The following is an 18215-nucleotide window of genomic DNA, read 5'->3' as shown; positions in this document are numbered from 1 at the left end:
CTCGAACGAGACGGTGCTAGCGCGACGAATACAGCAGCACGTGATCCCGCTCGCGGAAGGTCGCCAGCACGTCTTCCTCCATCCGCCCGACCAGCACCTGCAATTCCCGGCGAATGGTCTGCACGGCATCCTCGAGATAGCTTTCGTCGTTCAACTGCACCTTGGCGATGACCCGCTGCAACAGGGTTTCCCCCTGCGGATCGACCAGCGTGACCACCCGTCCGCCATCGGGCCGGGGCTGGCTGAGGGTGAAGGGATGGGGAGCGAAGGCATCGGCCAGTCGTTGCTTCAGGCTGTCCAAATCAGGTCTCCTGTTTCGACGAATAAGACTCGTCAAAGACCGAAAAAACGCGAATAGGGTTCGTCGATGCAAGCATTTACCGGACTAACGGCAGCATCTGGCGAAAGGCCACGTGCCGGCGCAAATAGCCATTCGAGCCGAACCAGGCCAACGCAACGATCAGCCCGCTATAAGGGAAGCACCGGGAAAAACTCCAACCATCCCACCCTCGCGCAACGCCTTCACCTGCTTGAAATTGCAGTATCCGGCGCGTCCGTCAGGCAGTAACAACGAGACTTCCCCCTGCGCATCGAACAGCGAGGATCTCATGACTGCCTTCGCATCCCCCCGCAGCGCCTGGCGCGCCTTCATCCTCGCGCTGGCATTCGCCGCCGGCACGGCACAGGGCTCGCTGCTGTTCGGCGCCGTGGGCCTGGCCAACGACCAGTACGCGCGTCCGGTCGCCGACACCGAGATCGCCAGCACCGCCGTGCTCGCCGATTGTCGTGGCTTCGTCGGGACCATCGCCAGGATCGTCCTGTTGGACGGCTCGATCCGCTGCAACGAGGCTTTTCCCTATGGCTTCGCCAGCCCGATCAGTACCAGCGTCTACTATCCGGCGGACATCGCCGCGTCCGACGCCAAGCTTCCGGTCATCACTTTCGTCGGCGGCATACTTTCCAACGCCGGCAACTATCACGAACTGATGAAACTGTGGGCCAGCCACGGCTTCATCGTGGTGATCTCCTCCGACTTCATCAATTCCTTCCCGCTGATGCACGCCCTCGGCATCCTTGAGGTCGCGAAACTGGACAGGGACCCGGGCTCGGCCCTGCATGACCGGGCCGACTTTTCCCGGACGCTGGTCGCCGGGCACTCCGCCGGCGGCCAGGCCACACTGCAGAGCGCCAGCCTCTCTGCACAAGCCCTGCAACTCATCGAGCCACGGTTGAAGCTGGTCGGCGCCCTGCCGATCGAGCCAGGCCCCCTGGCCATCGGTTCCACGGTAAAGACCCCGACCCTGCTGCTGACCGGACTGGCCGATGTGGTCGTGCCGCCGCTCAGTTGGCCGATCCTCTGGCAGGGCCCGTTGATCCGCGACGTGCCCGCCTGGGGCGCCACGGCCACCACGGCGACCCACTTCAGCCCGCTGCGACAGATCGAGTACAACGAGTTCGCCGGCATCAGCGTCGCCTGGGTGCTGTACCAGGGAAAGAACGATGCCCAGGCCCGCGACTATTTCGTCGGGCGCTACTACAAGCTGGCCAGCGACATCCAGTTCAACGACCCGCTGAGACTGCTCCGCCCCTCGCGCAACAAACTCGCCGCCGCCCTTTGAGAAGACATGAAAAAGCCCGCCATCAAGGCGGGCTTCTTCCTTTCACGACAGGCTCAGAGCGGCTTGCCGCGATTGCCGTGCTGGCTGACGAAGGCCTGCACCTTGGCCAGCTCGTTCGGCAATACGGTGCAGCGCTCCTCGCGCTCGAACAGGTCGGCGAGGTGCGCAGGCAGCGCCGGCGCCTGGCCGATGCCGGCCTTCTCCACCGCTTCGGGGAACTTGACCGGGTGCGCAGTGCCCAGGGTCACCATCGGCACGCTCAGGCTGCGCCGGCATTCGCGGGCGGCACGCACGCCAATGGCGGTGTGCGGGTCGAGCAACTCGCCACAGGAGCGGTATACCTCGGCGATGGTCTCGCAGGTCTGCTCGTCGCTGACCGCCAGGGAGTCGAACAGCTTGCGCGCCTCGGTCCAGCGCTGGTCTTCCACCGACAGCTTGCCGCTGGCCTTGAAGGCATCCAGCAGTTCGGCGACGGCCTTGCCGTTGCGGCCGTGCAGGTCGAACAGCAGGCGTTCGAAGTTGGACGAGACCATGATATCCATCGACGGCGACAGCGAGGGATGCAGGGTGTCCTTGTCGTAGCGGTTGCCGCTCATGAAGCGGTGCAGGATGTCGTTGCGGTTGGTCGCGACGATCAGTTGGCTGACCGGCAGGCCCATGTTGCGCGCCAGGTAGCCGGCAAAGATGTCGCCGAAGTTGCCGGTCGGCACCGAGAACGCCACCGAGCGATGCGGCGCGCCGAGCTGCAGCGCGGCATGGAAGTAGTAGACGATCTGGGCCATGATCCGCGCCCAGTTGATCGAGTTCACCGCTACCAGGCGGGTACCCTTGAGGAAGCCCTGGTCGGCGAAGCTGGCCTTGACCATCTCCTGGCAGTCGTCGAAGTTGCCTTCGATGGCGATGTTGTGGATGTTGTCGCCGAGGATGGTGGTCATCTGCCGGCGCTGCACCTCGGACACGCGGTTGTGCGGGTGCATGATGAAGATGTCGACGTTGTCGCAACGGCGGCAGCCTTCGATGGCCGCGGAGCCGGTATCGCCGGAGGTGGCCCCCATGATCACCACGCGCTCGCCGCGCTTGGCCAGCACATGGTCGAGCAGCCGGCCGAGCAGTTGCAGGGCGAAGTCCTTGAAGGCCAGGGTCGGGCCGTGGAACAGCTCCAGCACCCATTCGTTGCCGTTCAACTGGCGCAGCGGCGCCACTGCGTCATGGGCGAAGACGCCATAGGTTTCCTCGAGGATCTTCTTGAAGTCGGCATCGGCGATGCTGCCGGCGACGAACGGGCGCATCACCCGGAAGGCCAGCTCGTGGTAGGGCAGGCCGACCCAGGAGGCGATCTCCTCGAGGGTGAAGCGTGGCAGGTTTTCCGGGACGTAGAGGCCACCGTCGCTGGCCAGGCCGGCGAGGAGGACATCTTCGAAGTTCAGGGCGGGCGCTTGGCCGCGGGTGCTGATGTAACGCATGTTCAAAACCTTCGCTGTTGACGCGGGCCCGCGAACGGCGCCCGGCGTTCGATCAATTCAGTTGTTCGACACGGATACGGACCACCGGCCCGGACACGCCTTCCAGCGCTTCCAGGGCGGCGATGGCATCGTTGATGCGTTGTTCGATGACCCGGTGGGTAACCAGGATCATCGGCACCAGGCCGTCCTGTTCCTCGGCCTCCTTCTGCATGATCGATTCGATGTTGATGCCGCGCTCGGACAGGATGGTGGCCACCTGGGCCAGTACGCCCGGGTGGTCCTTGGCCTGGATGCGCAGGTAGTAGGCGCTTTCGCAGGCTTCGATCGGCAGGATCGGGTGGTCGGACAGCGCGTCCGGCTGGAATGCCAGGTGCGGTACGCGGTTCTCCGGATCGGAGGTCATGGCGCGGACCACGTCGACGAGGTCGGCCACCACCGAGGAAGCGGTCGGCTCCATGCCGGCACCGGCGCCGTAGTAGAGGGTCGAGCCGACGGCGTCGCCGTTGACCATCACCGCGTTCATCACGCCGTTGACGTTGGCGATCAGGCGATCCGAGGGAATCAGGGTCGGGTGCACGCGCAGCTCGAAGCCGCTCTCGGTGCGACGCGCCACGCCCAGGTGCTTGATGCGATAGCCGAGGGCGTCGGCGTAGTTGACGTCGGCGCTGGTCAGCTTCGAGATGCCTTCGGTGTAGGCCTTGTCGAACTGCAGCGGAATGCCGAAGGCGATCGAGGCGAGGATGGTCAGCTTGTGGGCGGCGTCGATGCCTTCCACGTCGAAGGTCGGGTCGGCCTCGGCATAGCCCAGGGCCTGGGCCTCGGCGAGCACGTCGGGGAAGGTACGGCCCTTCTCGCGCATTTCGCTGAGGATGAAGTTGCCGGTACCGTTGATGATCCCGGCCAGCCAGTTGATGCGGTTGGCCGACAGCCCCTCGCGGATCGCCTTGATCACCGGGATGCCGCCGGCGACAGCGGCCTCGAAGGCGACGATCACGCCCTTCTCGCGGGCCTTGGCGAAGATCTCGTTGCCGTGCACGGCGATCAGCGCCTTGTTCGCGGTGACCACGTGCTTGCCGTTCTCGATGGCCTTGAGCACCAGCTCGTGGGCCAGGGTGTAGCCGCCGATCAACTCGACGACCACGTCGATCTCGGGATTGCACGCTACGTCGAAGATATCGGCGGTGATGGGGGTCGCACCGGTATCGCACTTCGGGTTCGGCCGGCGGGCGGCGATCTGCGCAACCTCGATACCGCGCCCGGCACGGCGGGCAATCTCCTCGGCGTTGCGTTTGAGTACATTGAAGGTACCGCCACCGACGGTCCCCAACCCACAGATGCCTACTTTGACCGGTTTCACGCTGGAACTCCCCATCTCACCTACGACGGCCGGACGCGCCGGCCTGCTATGGTTCCCCGAGCGAATCGAGGTTGACGCGACCACTGTACGGGCCACGACACATCCTGGCGATGGATTCCGCCAGCGGGCGGCGGAAATCGCCAATGATGAAAACAAAAGAGCCGCACATTACGAAGCGGCTCTTTATTAGTCAATTGTTCGGCAGACCCGGCGCTATTTGGCCTCCAGCGCCAGCTTGGCCAACTGCTTGGCCGGCTGGTAGCCGGGGAGCAACTGGCCATTGGCGAGGACGATCGCCGGCGTTCCCTGCACCCCAACCATCTGGCCCATCTGGAACTGCTTGTCTACCGGGTTCTTGCACTCGGAAGACTTGATCTCCTTGCCGTTCATCATGGCGTCCATCGCCTTGGTCGGCTCCTTCGCACACCAGACCGCCTGCAGTTGCTTGTCGCCCGCCGACTGCGGCCCCTGGCGCGGGAACGCCATGTAGCGCACCTCGATCCCCTGCTCGGTCAGGTCCGGCACCTCGGCATGCAGCTTCTGGCAGTACGGGCAGGTGGTATCGGTGAACACCGTGATGTGCGCCTTGGCCTGGCCCTTGGCCGGATACACCACCATCTCGCTGGCGGGCACGCCGTTGATCGCCTTGGCGATCGCCTGGCTCTCGGCCTTCTCGGTCAGGTTGACCGGCTTGCCGTCCTTCACCTGGTAGAGGTAGCCCTGCATGACGAACTGGCCGTCGGCGCTGGCGTAGAGCACCCGGCCGCCCTTCAGCTGCACCTGGTAGAGCCCCTGCAGCGGGCTGCTGGCGATGGAGTCGATGGGCAGGTCCGGTTGCAGGGCCTGCAGGGTCTTGCGGATGTTCTGATCGGCATTGTCTGCCAGGGCCAGGGTACTCATCAGGCCGAGGGCGGCAGCAGCCAGAAAACGGGTCACGCGCATGTGTCACTCCTGTCGTGCGATCGGCGAAGCCTACCATAGACCGCTATCCCGACGGGCCCGACGCTTGTCGCAGAACGCTACGAAAGCGCCTCTTTTCGGGTAGGTACGGATTTTTCGGACAAAGCGTCAGCCTCGCGGGTGGTGGCGTGCGTGCAGATCCTGGAGGCGGGCCCGGGCGATATGGGTATAGATCTGGGTGGTCGACAGGTCGCTGTGGCCGAGCAGCATCTGCACCACCCGCAGGTCGGCGCCATGGTTGAGCAGGTGGGTGGCGAAGGCGTGGCGCAGGGTGTGCGGCGAAATCGACGTGCCGATCGCCGCCACCTGCGCGTGATGCTTGATGCGATGCCAGAAGGTCTGGCGGGTCATCTGTTCGCCGCGCAGGCTGGGGAACAGCACGTCGCTGGGCCGCCCGCCAAGCAGGTCGCCGCGGGCCTCGCGCAGGTAGCGTTCGAGCCAGCCGATGGCTTCCTCGCCGAGCGGCACCAGGCGCTCCTTGCTGCCCTTGCCGAACACCTTGACCACGCCCTGGCGCAGGTTGACCTGCTCCAGGGTCAGGCCGACCAGTTCGCTGACCCGCAGGCCGCAGGCATACAGCACTTCGAGCATGGTGCGATCGCGCAGGCCCAGCGGGTCGTCGACTTCCGGCGCCGCCAGCAATGCCTCGACGTCCGCTTCGGAGAGGGATTTCGGCAACGGCTTGCCCAGTTGCGGCAGGTCCACCTGCAAGGTGGGATCCTCGGCGATCAGGCCGTCGCGCAGGCAATAGCGATAGAAGCCACGCAGGCCGGAGAGGAAGCGCGCGGTCGAGCGGGCCTTGTAGCCCTGTTCCAGGCGCCAGGCCAGGTGATCGAGGATGGCGTCGCGGCCGATGCCCTCCAGGCGCAGCCCGCGGCCATCGAGCCAGGCGTTGAACTGCTGGAGGTCGTTGCGATAAGCCTCGCGGGTGTTGTCGGCAAGGCCTTTTTCCAGCCACAGGGCATCGAGGAAACGGTCGATCAGGGGATGTTCGAGGGTACTCATGGATGAAGGCTGCGAACCAAATGAAAGCGCGGCTAGTCTTTCATAGCCTGGGCGCTATCGCGAGCGTTGGCCGTCATCGCCACGTAATGGTTAGTCAGGCCGGTCGACAGGAGGTCGGCCGGCTTCCCGTGCCCGCGGGAAAAAGCGGAGCCATGTGGCTCGATGGTTCGCCCCGGCTCAGGACGAGCGGAGCGACGCTGACAAGGAATCCTCGATGGACCAGAACGCTATCCTGCTCGCCCTCGGCGGCATCGGTGCCGCCGCCCTGCTCAGTCAATGGCTGGCCTGGCGCCTGCGCCTGCCAGCCATTCTTTTCCTGCTGCTGTCCGGGATCGTCGCCGGCCCGCTACTCGGCTGGCTCGATCCGGACGAGATGTTCGGCCCCCTGCTGTTCCCACTGGTATCCCTGGCAGTGGCGCTGATCCTCTTCGAGGGCAGCCTGACCCTGCATTTCAGCGAATGGAAGGAAATCGGCACCGTGGTGCACCGAATGGTGACCATCGGCGCGCTCTCGACCTGGGGCGTGATCGCCCTGGCCGCCCACTACCTGCTCGACTTCAGCTGGGAAATGGCCCTGCTGTTCGGCACCCTGACCCTGGTCACCGGGCCCACGGTGATCGTTCCGATGCTGCGGGTGGTCCGGCCCAAGGCCGCGGTGGCGAACATCCTGCGCTGGGAAGGCATCGTCATCGATCCCATCGGCGCCCTGCTGGCGGTAGTGGTGTACAGCTTCATCATCTCCAGCGGCGAAGGCGATGGCTGGCTACACAGCCTGCAGACCTTCGGTGGAGTGATCCTCTGCGGCAGCCTGTTCGGCATCCTCGGCGGCTGGGCGCTGGGCATCGTCCTGCGCCGCCACTGGCTGCCGGACTACCTGCACAACCTGGCGACGCTGGCCGCGGTGCTGGGCGTATTCATCGCCTCGAACCGGGTGATGCACGAATCCGGACTGCTCGCCGTCACCCTGATGGGAATGGGCCTGGCCAACATGAAGGGCGTCGACGTACGGCAGATCCTGCACTTCAAGGAAAACCTCAGCGTCCTGCTGATTTCCGGCCTGTTCATCCTCCTGGCCGCGCGCCTGGACATCAATGCCCTGCTCGGCCTGGGCCCGGCGGCGCTGCTGGTACTGCTGCTGATCCAGTTCGTCGCCCGGCCGCTGAACGTGGCGCTGTCGACCTGGGGTTCGCCGCTGAGCTGGCGCGAGCGCGCCCTGCTCAGCTGGATCGCCCCGCGCGGGATCGTCGCCGCGGCGGTCTCGGCGATCTTCGCCATCCGCCTGAGCGCCGAAGGCCATGCCCAGGCGGCGCTGCTGGTGCCGCTGACCTTTCTGGTGATCATCGGCACGGTGGTCCTGCAAAGCGCCACCGCCCGCCCCCTGGCGCGCCTGCTGAAGGTCGCCGAGCCCTCGCCCAGCGGCTACCTGATCGTCGGCGCCAATCCGGTCGGGCGCGCCATCGGCAAGGCCCTGAAGAGCCTCGGCAGCCGCGTGCTGCTGACTGATTCGAGCTGGGAAAACATCCGCGCCGCCCGCATGGACAACCTGCCCACCTATTTCGGCAATCCCACCTCGCAGCACGCCGAAGCCCACCTCGACCTGGTCGGCATCGGGCATTTGCTGGGGGTTTCTCCAGCCGGCGAGCTGAATACCCTGGCGGCCATGCGCTTCCGCCACGAGTTCGGCCATCGCCAGCTGTTCGGCCTGCCGACCAGCCAGGAAGCCAAGCGTACCGACAAGCACCGCTCCAGCGACGAACACCGTGGCCGCCCACTTGGCCAGCGACCGCTGACCTACGCGCAGTTCGCCAGCCTGCTGTCGCGCGGCGCCGAAATCCGCACCACCCTGCTCACCGACACCTTCGGCTGGAACGACTACCAGGCGCTGCACGGCGAGTCCGCGATCCTGCTGTTCGCCCGCGATCCGAACGGCAGGATGCACGTCGCCACGCCACAGTCCACGCTGGCGCCGGGCACCGGCTGGACGCTGCTGTCGCTGATCGACGCGGAACCGTCAGTCAGCAAGTCGCAGGCTACGGAAATCGCCGACTAGACTTCAACGAACCGACGAAAGACCGTCGTCACCCTATCCAAGGTTGGGTGACAAACGAAGCCCACGAAGAGGATGATTGCATCTAGCCATCATCCTCTTTTTTCATCAGGCCATGACCATGTCCAATCAACAACATTCCCGCCTGGGCCAGATCCTGATCAACAAGGGGCTGATTAGCGCCGCCCAACTGGACGCCGCGATCCAGGCGCAGTTGAGCAACCACAAGCGCCTGGGCGAAACCCTGATCGAGCAGGGCCTGCTGAGCGAACGGCAACTGAAGAAGGCGCTGAAGAAGCAGACCAACCTGCGCCTGGCCGCGACCCTGGTCGCCGCCCTGCTCAGTCCGTTCCAGATGGCCAGCGCCGACATCCAGCGTATGCAGCCGCCAGCGGCCATGAGCCGCCAGGAATTGCCGAAGAACCTGCGTCCGCTGACCGACGTCGAGATGAGCAACGTCAACGCCCAGGGCCTCAACGAAAGCCTCGAGGGCCTGTTCCTGAAGGCCGAGGGCGGCGACGGACTGGCCGCGGTGAAGCAACTGGCGAAGCTGGTGATGCCGATGCTCGACAGCCTGGAGGCGGAAACCTCGATGAGCGACGTTCGCTACGAAACCGGCAAGACGCAAAGCACGCTCAACCCCGACGGCTCGGTCAACCTGCGCCTGCCGAGCAGTATCGGCGAGGTGCGCTTCGACAATATCCGCATTGCCGGCGCGCCGCGCGAGCAGACGTTCGGCAGCGTCAGCCTGCAACAGATCGACCTGTCCCAGGCCTCCCTGAAGATCAGCCTGCGGCCCTGATCCCAACCCAGGGCCGGATCGTCCGGGGATATGGAAAAGGCACCCGTGGGTGCCTTCTTTCCGCCTGTCTCAAGCCGCCTGGCTGGCCGGGAACCCCGGCAGGACCGGAACCGGCCGCTTTTCGTCGTCGATGGCAACGAAGCTGAACAGGCCGTGTATGGCCTTCTCGCGACCGTCGGCGTACATGCTTTCCAGGTACACCTCGACCTCCACCTTGAGGCTGGTGTTGCCGACCTTGACCACCCGTCCGACCAGTTCGACGATCGAGCCCGCCGGGATCGGGTGGTTGAAGTCGATGCGATCGGTGGAAACGGTCACCAGCGGCAGGCGGCAGAAACGGGTCGCGGTGATGAACGAGACCTCGTCCATCCAGGCCAGCGCAGTCCCGCCGAACAGGGTGTTGTGGTGATTGGTGGTGGGCGGGAATACCGCCTTGGTCACACGGGTTTCGGAAAGCTCGGTGCGACGCAGGATTTCTTGCTCTCTGGGGGTCATGCCACGAATACCGGATGGAGTGGCTGCCTGGGTGCCGCGGATGTTGTACTGGTTATGCGCTGCCGTGGGCAGTAGGAAGCGCCGCCGGAAAGACGAACGCCAGACATGAAAAAAGCAGCCCTCGGGCTGCTTTTCTCGGAGAAGAACCGGATTAGACCAGTTTTTCCTTGATGCGCGCGGCCTTGCCGGACAGGGCGCGGAGGTAGTACAGCTTGGCCTTGCGCACGTCGCCGCGACGCTTGACGCTCAGGCTGTCGACGATCGGGCTGTAGGTCTGGAAGGTACGTTCCACGCCCACGCCGTTGGAGATCTTGCGCACGGTGAAGGCGCTGTTCAGGCCACGGTTGCGCTTGGCGATGACGACGCCTTCGAAGGCCTGCAGACGCTGACGGTCGCCTTCCTTCACCTTGACCTGGACGATCACGGTGTCGCCGGGGGCGAACGCCGGGATCTCTTTGTTCATCTGTTCAGCTTCGATCTGCTGAATGATCTTGTTGGTCATGCTGTGCTCCTAAGACCGGCAATCGGCCAGCCATCGATACGTTAACTATCGTCCCGCTGACGGATGTATTCCGCCAGCAGCTTCTGCTCTTCTCCAGAAAGCGAGCGGCTATCCAGAAGATCGGCGCGTCGTTCCCAGGTCCGCCCAAGGGCCTGCTGCAAACGCCAACGCCGGATGTGTTCATGGTTGCCACTGAGCAACACTTCAGGAACACGTTTGTCCGCATACACCTCGGGTCGGGTGTAGTGCGGGCAGTCGAGCAGGCCATCCGTGAAGGAGTCCTCCTCGGCGGAATCTGCATGACCCAATGCACCGGGCAGCAACCGCGTCACTGCATCGACCAGCACCATGGCCGGCAACTCACCGCCGGACAGGACATAATCGCCGATCGACCATTCTTCATCGACGTGCTCTTCGATGAAGCGCTCGTCGATGCCTTCGTAGCGCCCGGCGATGAGGATCAACGCTTCCTCTTCGGCCAGTTCGCGTACGCCCGCCTGCGTCAGCTGGCGGCCTTGCGGCGAAAGGTAGATCACCTTCGCCTTCCTGCCCCCGGCGGCTTGCCTGGCATCCGCCAGCGCGCCCTCCAGAGGCTTGATCTTCATCACCATGCCAGGGCCACCGCCGAAGGGCCGGTCGTCCACCGTCTGGTGGCGGTCCTCGGTGTAGTCCCGTGGATTCCAGCAGGTCAGCGTGAGCAACCCCTGCTTTACCGCACGGCTGGTGATGCCATAGTCACTGATCGCGCGGAACATCTCCGGAAAGATGCTGACGACGCCCACCCACAAACGCTTGTCCATGGATGATCAGAAGTCCGCGTCCCAGTCCACCCGCATCTCGCCAGCGGCCAGGTCGATCGACAGCACGCACTGCCCGGTGTAGGGCAACAGGCGCTCGCGGTCGTCCAGGCTGCCCGCGCAGGGCTTGACCACCATGACATCGTTGGCACCGGTTTCCAGCAGATGGTCGATCACGCCGAGCAACTGCCCGCCCTGGTCGATCACCTTCAGGCCTTCCAGCTGGTGCCAGTAGTACTCACCTTCCTCGAGAGAGGGCAACTCGCTACGCGGGATGCAGATCTCGTAACCGGTGAAGGTGCGGGCCTCTTCGCGATCGTCGAGCCCCTTGAGCTTGGCGGCCAGGACCTTGCCATGCAGGCGCCCCCTGACCAGCTCGGCCTGCCGAATCTCGCCGTCGCGCCGGAGCGTCCAGCGGCGATAGTCCAGCAGGTTGTCCAACGGGTCGGTAAAGGAATACACCTTCACCTCACCGCGGATGCCGTACACCGAAACGATCTTGCCGATCACGACCAGGTCGTCGGCGGGTGTCGGCATTTCACTCATGACGGCTTAGGCGTTTGCCTTGGCAGCGTCCTTGAGCAGCTGAGCAACGCGCTCAGACGGCTGTGCACCCTGGCCGAGCCAGTAGGTAGCACGCTCCTGGTCGACGGACAGACGCACTTCGCCACCAGTCGCAACCGGGTTGAAGAAACCGATGCGCTCGACGAAGCGACCATCGCGCGCATTGCGGCTGTTGGTCACGGTCAGGTGGTAGAAGGGGCGCTTTTTGGAGCCGCCACGAGCAAGACGGATGGTTACCATGTGAACTTCGTTCCTGTAGTCGGTGCTTGCAAAATGAATGCACGCTGGGCCCACGGCCCGAAAGGCCGCATATTCTAAGGATTATCGGGGAATTTGCAAATCTCTTTTTCGGCCACCCATCGGCCGGCGCGGAGAGCGCGGGAAGCACACGGTCCGCCCGCCGGCCGACGGCGCGAAACCGTCGGCGTGGCCAGCGGCCGCGCGTCCGATCAAAGCTTGGGCATGCCCCCCGGGAACATGCTGCCCATGCCTCGCATCATCTTGGCCATGCCGCCCTTGGCGGTGACCTTCTTCATCATCTTCTGCATCTGCTTGTGCTGCTTGATCAGCCGGCCGACGTCCTGCACCTGGGTACCGGAGCCAAGGGCGATGCGGCGCTTGCGCGAGCCGCTGATCATTTCCGGATCGCGCCGTTCGCCGGGCGTCATCGAGTTGATGATCGCCTCCATCTGCTTGAACTGTTTCTCCGCAGCACCCTGGGCATTGCCCATCTGCGCCAGGTTGACCCCGCCGAGCATCGGCAGCTTGTCCATGAGCCCGCCGAGGCCGCCCATGTTCTTCATCTGTTGCAACTGGTCGCGGAAGTCTTCCAGGTCGAAGCCCTTGCCCTTCTTGATCTTCTTCGCCAGCTTCTCGGCCTTGTCGCGGTCGAGGTTCTGCTCAGCCTGTTCGATCAGGCTGAGCACGTCGCCCATGCCGAGGATGCGCGAGGCCACGCGGTCGGGATGGAACGGATCGAGCGCTTCGCTCTTCTCGCCCATGCCGAGGAACTTGATCGGCTTGCCGGTGATCGCCCGCACCGAGAGCGCGGCACCACCACGCGCGTCGCCGTCGACCTTGGTCAGGACCACGCCGGTCAGCGGCAAGGCGTCATTGAAGGCCTTGGCGGTGTTGGCGGCGTCCTGGCCGGTCATGGCATCGACCACGAACAGGGTTTCCGCCGGCTTGATCGCCGCGTGCACCTGCTTGATCTCGTCCATCATGTCGGCATCGATGTGCAGGCGGCCTGCGGTATCGACGATCACCACGTCGATGAACTTCAGCCTCGCCTCGCGGATCGCCGCCTCGGCGATGGCCACCGGCTTCTGGCTGACGTCGGAAGGGAAGAAGGTTACGCCGACCTCGCCCGCCAGGGTTTCCAGCTGCTTGATCGCGGCGGGTCGGTAGACGTCGGCGGAAACCACCATCACCGACTTCTTCTTGCGTTCCTTAAGGAAGCGCGCCAGCTTGCCCGCGGTGGTGGTCTTGCCCGCGCCCTGCAGGCCGGCCATCAGGATCACCGCCGGCGGTGCGACGCTCAGCGCCAGGTCCTCGTTGGCCGCCCCCATCAGCTCCTCGAGCTCGGCGCGGACGACCTTCACGAACGCCTGTCCCGGGGTCAGGCTCTTCGAGACCTCGGTACCGACGGCGCGCTCCTTGACCTTGTTGACGAAGTCCTTGACCACCGGCAGGGCCACGTCGGCCTCGAGCAGGGCCATGCGCACTTCGCGCAGAGTGTCCTTGATGTTGTCCTCGGTCAGCTTGGCCTTGCCGGTGACATGGCGAAGCGTCTGCGAGAGGCGGTCTGTAAGGTTTTCGAACATGCGCGATCCTTCCACGGGGGTTGCGGCAAGCGGCGGATTATAACCAAGAGCGCGTCGCGGGACACGCGATGAAAGACGGAGTGTGTGTCCGGCGACGACCGGAGGCCAGCCTCAAGTCCTTGATTTGCCGATGCGTTCCGTCTTTGCCGAAGCGACTGCCGGGCCAGGAGGTCGCGGCGCCCGCGGCAGGCGGCCCGCCAACCCGGCCACAGGTACGAGAGAACTGTTCGCAACGGCTTTCTCGCGACGCTCGATCTATGCCAAACTCCCTTCCTTTCGGGCCCGCGATTACAAGGACTTATGCATCCCCTGCTGCCCAGCCTCATCGCTGCTGTTCTCTATCTCGGCACCGCCGCCTACCAGGGTGCCTGTGTGTCCAAGCGCACCGCGCCGGGCAAACCCCTGCTGCTCCTGTTCGGACTCCTGGCACTGGTCGCCCACGCCTTCAGCCTCTACCAGCAATTGCTGACCCCGGCCGGCCTGGTGCTGGACTTCTTCAACGCCGCCAGCCTGATCGCCGCCGCGGTAATTCTCCTGACCCTGCTGGCGACCTTGCGGATACCGGTGGAGAACCTGCTCCTCCTTCTATTCCCGCTGGGCGCCCTCACCACCCTGCTGGCGGTACTCATCCCCCACGGCACCGTCGAGCCGATCAACGAACAGCCGGGCATCCTGGCCCACATCCTGCTCTCGATCCTGGCCTACGGCCTGCTCACCATCGCGGTGTTCCAGGCGCTCTTGCTGCTGCTCCAGGACTACCGCCTCAAGCACAAGCATCCGTCCGGGCTGATCCGCAACTTCCCGCCCCTGCAAACCATGGAAAGCCTGCTGTTCGGCTTCCTCTGGGGCGGCTGGTCGCTGCTTTCGCTGTCGCTGCTGTCCGGATGGCTGTTCGTCGACAACCTGTTCGCCCAGCACCTGGCGCACAAGACCATCCTGTCCTGCTTCGCCTGGGTGGTCTTCGCCGTGCTCCTCTGGGGTCGCCACCAGCTCGGCTGGCGGGGCCACAAGGCGATCCGCTGGACCCTGGCCGGTTTCTGCCTGTTGATGTTGGCGTACTTCGGCAGCAAGCTGGTGCGGGAATTCATCCTGCACATCTGATGGGCCTCCTTCATGGATGAGCTGCACCCCGGGTACCTGGTCGGCCTGCTGGTTCTCTTGGTCGCCTGCTCGGCGTTCTTCTCCTGCGTCGAGACCGCCCTGCTCAACCTCGACCGTTACCGCCTGCGCCTGCAGGCCAAGCAAGGCCTGCGCGGGGCCCGGCGCAGCAGTTGGCTGCTGCTGCACGACGACCGCCTGCGCGGCACCCTGTTGTTCGGCCGCACCCTGGTCAACGTCAGCGCCGCCGCCCTGGCCAGTTGGGCCGCGCTGCGCCACTGGGGCGTCATCGGCCTGGCCGTCGCCATCCCCGGCATGACCCTGCTCCTGCTGCTGTTCGGCGCCCTGCTGCCGCGCCGCTACGGCGCCCTTCGCTCGGAACGCGTCGCCCTGCCGCTCAGCCTGCCGCTCCTGATCCTGCAGCGCCTGTGCTGGCCCCTGCTGTGGCTACTGACCCTGCTGAGCAACGCGCTGCTGCGCCTGCTCGGCGTCGCCGCGGCGGAACAGGACGACAGCGGACGCAGCCGCGACGAAGAGGCCCTGCATCCGGCCGACAACCCCCAGGCCAGCGAGGTCAACCGGCATGACATGCTGCTCGGCCTGCTGGACCTGGAGAAGGTCACGGTCAACGACCTGATGATCCCGCGCAACGAAATCGAAGGCATCGACCTCGACGACGAACTCGAGGTCATCGTCGAGCAGTTGCGCACCACCAGCCACACCCGCCTGCCGGTCTACCGCGACGACGTCAACCAGATCGAAGGGGTCGTGCACATGCGCCAGATCGCGCGCCTGCTGACCCAGGGCCGCCTGACCAAGGAGAATCTCCGCCAGGCCTGCATGGAGCCGTATTTCGTGCCGGAAAGCACGCCGCTGTCGACCCAGTTGGTGAACTTCCAGAAGGAGAAGCGCCGTATCGGCGTGGTGGTCGACGAATATGGCGAGGTGATCGGCATCGTCACGCTGGAGGACATCCTCGAAGAGATCGTCGGCGACTTCAACGACCTCGACAGCCTCGACAACCCGGATATCCAGGCACAGGAGGACGGCAGCTTCGTCATCGACGGCAGCGCCAACCTGCGCGAGCTGAACAAGTCGCTTGGCTGGCAATTGCCCTGCGACGGCCCGAAGACCCTCAACGGCCTGGTCACCGAAGCCCTGGAGCAGATCCCCGATTGCGCGGTGTGCCTGCGCATCGGCCCCTACTGCCTGGAAATCCAGCAGTCGGCGGAAAACCGTGTGAAAAGCGTGCGCGCCTGGCATCCCCGCGCGCTGACCCCGCTGGTCGAAAGCGACGCCAGCGTCTGATCCGGGATTGCCGAACCGGCCCCGCGGCGCTCTATAATCGACCCCAGCTTATCCAGCCCTGCCGCCGGTTCCGCCGCTACCCGCAGCCCGAGCCCCGGCCAGTCACCCGCCAGTCCCGCCTGCCCGCCCGGCCCCGATGCCGACGGTACCAGCCGGCGCACGGCGCGCAGCCCCATCCTCCCTGCGCGACCGATCTCGTCCGCCCCACCCGGGCGCCGCGCCGCCGCATCGGCGCACTGGCCATAACCATCCGGCCGCACGGAAGCACTCCGTCGTGCCCCGACTGCCAGGGACCTTCCCACCATGACCGCCGCCACCCTCGCCGCCGACGCCGCTCCGGAACCGGCCAACTCGACCACCCGGGTCGCAGTCGCCAGCTTCATCGGCACCGCCATCGAGTTCTACGATTTCTACGTCTATGCCACTGCCGCCGCCCTGGTGATCGGTCCGGTATTCTTCCCGCAGACATCCGGCACCGCGCAGATGCTCAGCGCCTTCCTCACCTTCGGCATCGCCTTCCTCGCCCGTCCGCTGGGCTCGGCGCTGTTCGGCCACTTCGGCGACCGCATCGGGCGCAAGTCGACCCTGGTCGCCTCGCTGCTGCTGATGGGGGTATCCACCACCCTGATCGGCGTCCTCCCCGGCTACGACAGCATCGGCTACTGGGCGCCGTTGCTGCTCTGCGTGCTGCGCTTCGGCCAGGGCCTCGGCCTCGGCGGCGAGTGGGGCGGCGCCGCGCTGCTGGCCACGGAGAACGCGCCGGCCGGCAAGCGCGCCTGGTTCGGCATGTTTCCCCAGCTCGGCCCGTCGATCGGCTTCCTCGCCGCCAACGGCCTGTTCCTGGCCCTGGCGATGCTGCTCAGCGAGGAGCAGTTCCGTGAGTGGGGCTGGCGGATCCCGTTCCTGCTCAGCGCGGCGCTGGTCGTGGTCGGCCTCTACGTACGCCTGAAGCTGGCGGAAACCCCGGTGTTCGCCAAGGCCATGGCCAAGCACGAGAGGGTCCGCCTGCCGATCGCCGAGCTGTTCGCCCAGCACTGGCGGCCGACCCTGCTCGGCGCCCTGGCGATGGTGGTGTGTTATGCGCTGTTCTATATCTCCACGGTGTTCTCGCTGAGCTACGGGGTGGCCAGCCTCGGCTTCAGCCGCGAGGAGTTCCTTGGTCTGCTGTGCCTCGCGGTGCTCTTCATGGCCGCCGCCACGCCGCTGTCGGCCTGGCTCAGCGACCGCTTCGGACGCAAGCCGGTACTGCTGCTCGGCAGCCTGGCGGCGATCGCCTCCGGCTTCGCCATGGAGCCGCTGCTCAGCCAGGGCTCGACGTTCAGCGTCGCCCTGTTCCTCTGCATCGAGCTGTTCCTGATGGGGGTCACCTTCGCCCCGATGGGCGCGCTGCTGCCGGAAATATTCCCCACCCACGTGCGCTACACCGGCGCGTCGGCGGCCTACAACCTGGGCGGCATTCTCGGCGCCTCGGTGGCGCCCTATATCGCCCAGAAGCTGGTCGGCATCGGCGGCCTGGGCTGGGTCGGCGGCTACGTCTCCGCAGCGGCGCTGCTCAGCCTGCTGGCGGTGCTGTGCCTGAAGGAAACCCGCGACAACGACCTCGGCGCAGTGTCCTGAGTCTCGCTCAGACTACCGCGACGCCGCCCTTCTCCCTCGCCGCCAACCAGTCGGCGAGGGCCCCGGCCCAGACCTGGTAGCCCAGCTGCGACGGATGAAAGCCGTCGATGGCCAGGTAGCCCGGAAGCAGGTCCAGCGAGATCGGGCAGTAGCCGGCGCCGGTCGCGCCAGCGAGATCGCACAGCGCCTCGTCGAGCAGCCGCCCGCGCCACCCCAGCAGGGCCCGCAGCAACCCGGGCAAGGCGGAAAAATGCTGCAGCGGCGGCACCGCGGTGCAGGTCACCTGCGCGCCGGCCGCCTGGAAGCCGTCGATCAGGGCCGCGCAGTCGGCGCGCCAGCGTTCGAGGGAGCGCAGGCTGGTGGTGTCATTGACGCCGAAGACCAGGATCACCTGGTCGAAGAAACGTCCCGCCACCTGCGGTAGCAAGCGTTCGCGCGCCTCGCCGCTGGTGATACCGTTCTCGCCCAGCGCCTGCCAGGCCACCGGGCGCCGCAGACGCTCGCCCAGCGCCGCGGCCAGGCGGCCGGCCAGGGCGTAGTCCAGGCAACTGGCGCCGACCCCGGCCACTGTCGACTCACCGAACAACAGCAAGCGCAGCGGCTCTTCGGCACCGGCCCCACCGACCAGCCCTTCGCGAGGTCCCGCCGCGGGCGCCAGGCGCAAGGCTCGGCGGCGGGTGCGGATAGCCAGCGGCACCGCCAGCGGCAGCAACGGCAGAGCCGCCGCCCACCAGGCCAGCGTTGCCAGCCGGCGCATC

Annotated in this window: 18 protein-coding genes; 6 read left to right on the top strand and 12 right to left on the bottom strand. The window is 65.7% G+C overall.

The window, feature by feature from the left end; all coding sequences use genetic code 11:
- Positions 1-16: 16 nt before the first annotated feature.
- Entirely contained in the window at positions 17-301 is a 285-nt protein-coding gene (locus tag HMPREF2716_RS26090) for a DUF3509 domain-containing protein (RefSeq protein ID WP_003092618.1), read from the bottom strand.
- 112 nt (positions 302-413) lie between these two features.
- Between HMPREF2716_RS26090 and HMPREF2716_RS26085 the strand changes: the two genes are divergently transcribed.
- Complete coding sequence (locus tag HMPREF2716_RS26085; protein WP_030048692.1) at positions 414-1619, top strand: poly(ethylene terephthalate) hydrolase family protein; 1206 nt, start codon at positions 414-416, stop codon at positions 1617-1619.
- A 53-nt stretch (positions 1620-1672) separates the two neighbouring features.
- Here HMPREF2716_RS26085 and thrC read toward each other — a convergent pair whose 3' ends face one another.
- From thrC to xerD, 4 genes are all read right to left on the bottom strand, one after another.
- Positions 1673-3082, bottom strand: coding sequence for a threonine synthase (gene thrC, locus HMPREF2716_RS26080; RefSeq protein ID WP_003092622.1), 1410 nt, complete (start codon positions 3080-3082; stop codon positions 1673-1675).
- A 52-nt stretch (positions 3083-3134) separates the two neighbouring features.
- On the bottom strand, positions 3135-4439 hold the full coding sequence (locus HMPREF2716_RS26075; RefSeq protein ID WP_003100657.1) for a homoserine dehydrogenase: 1305 nt from the start codon (positions 4437-4439) through the stop codon (positions 3135-3137).
- A gap of 213 nt (positions 4440-4652) precedes the next feature.
- The gene (dsbC, locus tag HMPREF2716_RS26070; RefSeq protein ID WP_003092626.1) at positions 4653-5381 is read right to left on the bottom strand and encodes a bifunctional protein-disulfide isomerase/oxidoreductase DsbC; all 729 of its coding nucleotides are present in this window, start codon (positions 5379-5381) and stop codon (positions 4653-4655) included.
- 126 nt (positions 5382-5507) lie between these two features.
- Positions 5508-6404 carry a site-specific tyrosine recombinase XerD gene (xerD, locus tag HMPREF2716_RS26065; protein WP_003092629.1) on the bottom strand — a complete coding sequence of 299 codons (897 nt, stop codon included), beginning with the start codon at positions 6402-6404 and terminating at the stop codon, positions 5508-5510.
- A gap of 214 nt (positions 6405-6618) precedes the next feature.
- On the opposite strand from xerD, the gene HMPREF2716_RS26060 reads away from it, so the two are divergent.
- On the top strand, positions 6619-8454 hold the full coding sequence (locus HMPREF2716_RS26060; protein ID WP_003100653.1) for a cation:proton antiporter: 1836 nt from the start codon (positions 6619-6621) through the stop codon (positions 8452-8454).
- Positions 8455-8566: 112 nt separating this feature from the next.
- Positions 8567-9253 carry a cyclic di-GMP-binding domain-containing protein, MshE-related gene (locus tag HMPREF2716_RS26055; protein WP_003119314.1) on the top strand — a complete coding sequence of 229 codons (687 nt, stop codon included), beginning with the start codon at positions 8567-8569 and terminating at the stop codon, positions 9251-9253.
- Positions 9254-9322: 69 nt separating this feature from the next.
- On the opposite strand, the gene HMPREF2716_RS26050 is transcribed toward HMPREF2716_RS26055, so the two are convergent.
- The 6 genes from HMPREF2716_RS26050 to ffh form a co-directional block, all read right to left on the bottom strand.
- On the bottom strand, positions 9323-9748 hold the full coding sequence (locus HMPREF2716_RS26050; RefSeq protein ID WP_003092635.1) for an acyl-CoA thioesterase: 426 nt from the start codon (positions 9746-9748) through the stop codon (positions 9323-9325).
- 151 nt (positions 9749-9899) lie between these two features.
- Complete coding sequence (gene rplS / locus HMPREF2716_RS26045; RefSeq protein ID WP_003092637.1) at positions 9900-10250, bottom strand: 50S ribosomal protein L19; 351 nt, start codon at positions 10248-10250, stop codon at positions 9900-9902.
- A 41-nt stretch (positions 10251-10291) separates the two neighbouring features.
- A complete protein-coding gene (gene trmD / locus HMPREF2716_RS26040; protein ID WP_003119312.1) occupies positions 10292-11050 on the bottom strand; it encodes a tRNA (guanosine(37)-N1)-methyltransferase TrmD in 759 nt (252 codons plus the stop codon).
- 6 nt (positions 11051-11056) lie between these two features.
- The gene (gene rimM / locus HMPREF2716_RS26035) at positions 11057-11584 is read right to left on the bottom strand and encodes a ribosome maturation factor RimM (protein WP_003092640.1); all 528 of its coding nucleotides are present in this window, start codon (positions 11582-11584) and stop codon (positions 11057-11059) included.
- A gap of 15 nt (positions 11585-11599) precedes the next feature.
- The gene (gene rpsP, locus HMPREF2716_RS26030) at positions 11600-11851 is read right to left on the bottom strand and encodes a 30S ribosomal protein S16 (protein WP_003092643.1); all 252 of its coding nucleotides are present in this window, start codon (positions 11849-11851) and stop codon (positions 11600-11602) included.
- Between the two features lie 209 nt (positions 11852-12060).
- The gene (gene ffh, locus HMPREF2716_RS26025) at positions 12061-13434 is read right to left on the bottom strand and encodes a signal recognition particle protein (protein ID WP_019681281.1); all 1374 of its coding nucleotides are present in this window, start codon (positions 13432-13434) and stop codon (positions 12061-12063) included.
- Between the two features lie 300 nt (positions 13435-13734).
- Between ffh and HMPREF2716_RS26020 the strand changes: the two genes are divergently transcribed.
- From HMPREF2716_RS26020 to HMPREF2716_RS26010, 3 genes are all read left to right on the top strand, one after another.
- Positions 13735-14535 (top strand): cytochrome C assembly family protein, encoded by an 801-nt coding sequence (locus tag HMPREF2716_RS26020; RefSeq protein WP_003092649.1) that lies wholly within the window; start codon positions 13735-13737, stop codon positions 14533-14535.
- A gap of 12 nt (positions 14536-14547) precedes the next feature.
- Positions 14548-15840: an HlyC/CorC family transporter gene (locus HMPREF2716_RS26015; RefSeq protein WP_003111904.1), complete on the top strand. Its 1293-nt coding sequence runs from the start codon at positions 14548-14550 to the stop codon at positions 15838-15840.
- Between the two features lie 303 nt (positions 15841-16143).
- On the top strand, positions 16144-17457 hold the full coding sequence (locus tag HMPREF2716_RS26010) for an MFS transporter (protein ID WP_003113829.1): 1314 nt from the start codon (positions 16144-16146) through the stop codon (positions 17455-17457).
- A gap of 7 nt (positions 17458-17464) precedes the next feature.
- On the opposite strand, the gene HMPREF2716_RS26005 is transcribed toward HMPREF2716_RS26010, so the two are convergent.
- Positions 17465-18214 carry an SGNH/GDSL hydrolase family protein gene (locus tag HMPREF2716_RS26005; RefSeq protein ID WP_023117128.1) on the bottom strand — a complete coding sequence of 250 codons (750 nt, stop codon included), beginning with the start codon at positions 18212-18214 and terminating at the stop codon, positions 17465-17467.
- Between the last annotated feature and the right edge of the window lies 1 nt (position 18215).

Origin of the sequence: Pseudomonas sp. HMSC076A11, assembly GCF_001810205.1 — a bacterium.
GTDB lineage: Bacteria > Pseudomonadota > Gammaproteobacteria > Pseudomonadales > Pseudomonadaceae > Pseudomonas > Pseudomonas aeruginosa.
This window is presented reverse-complemented; position numbering and strand designations above follow the sequence as displayed.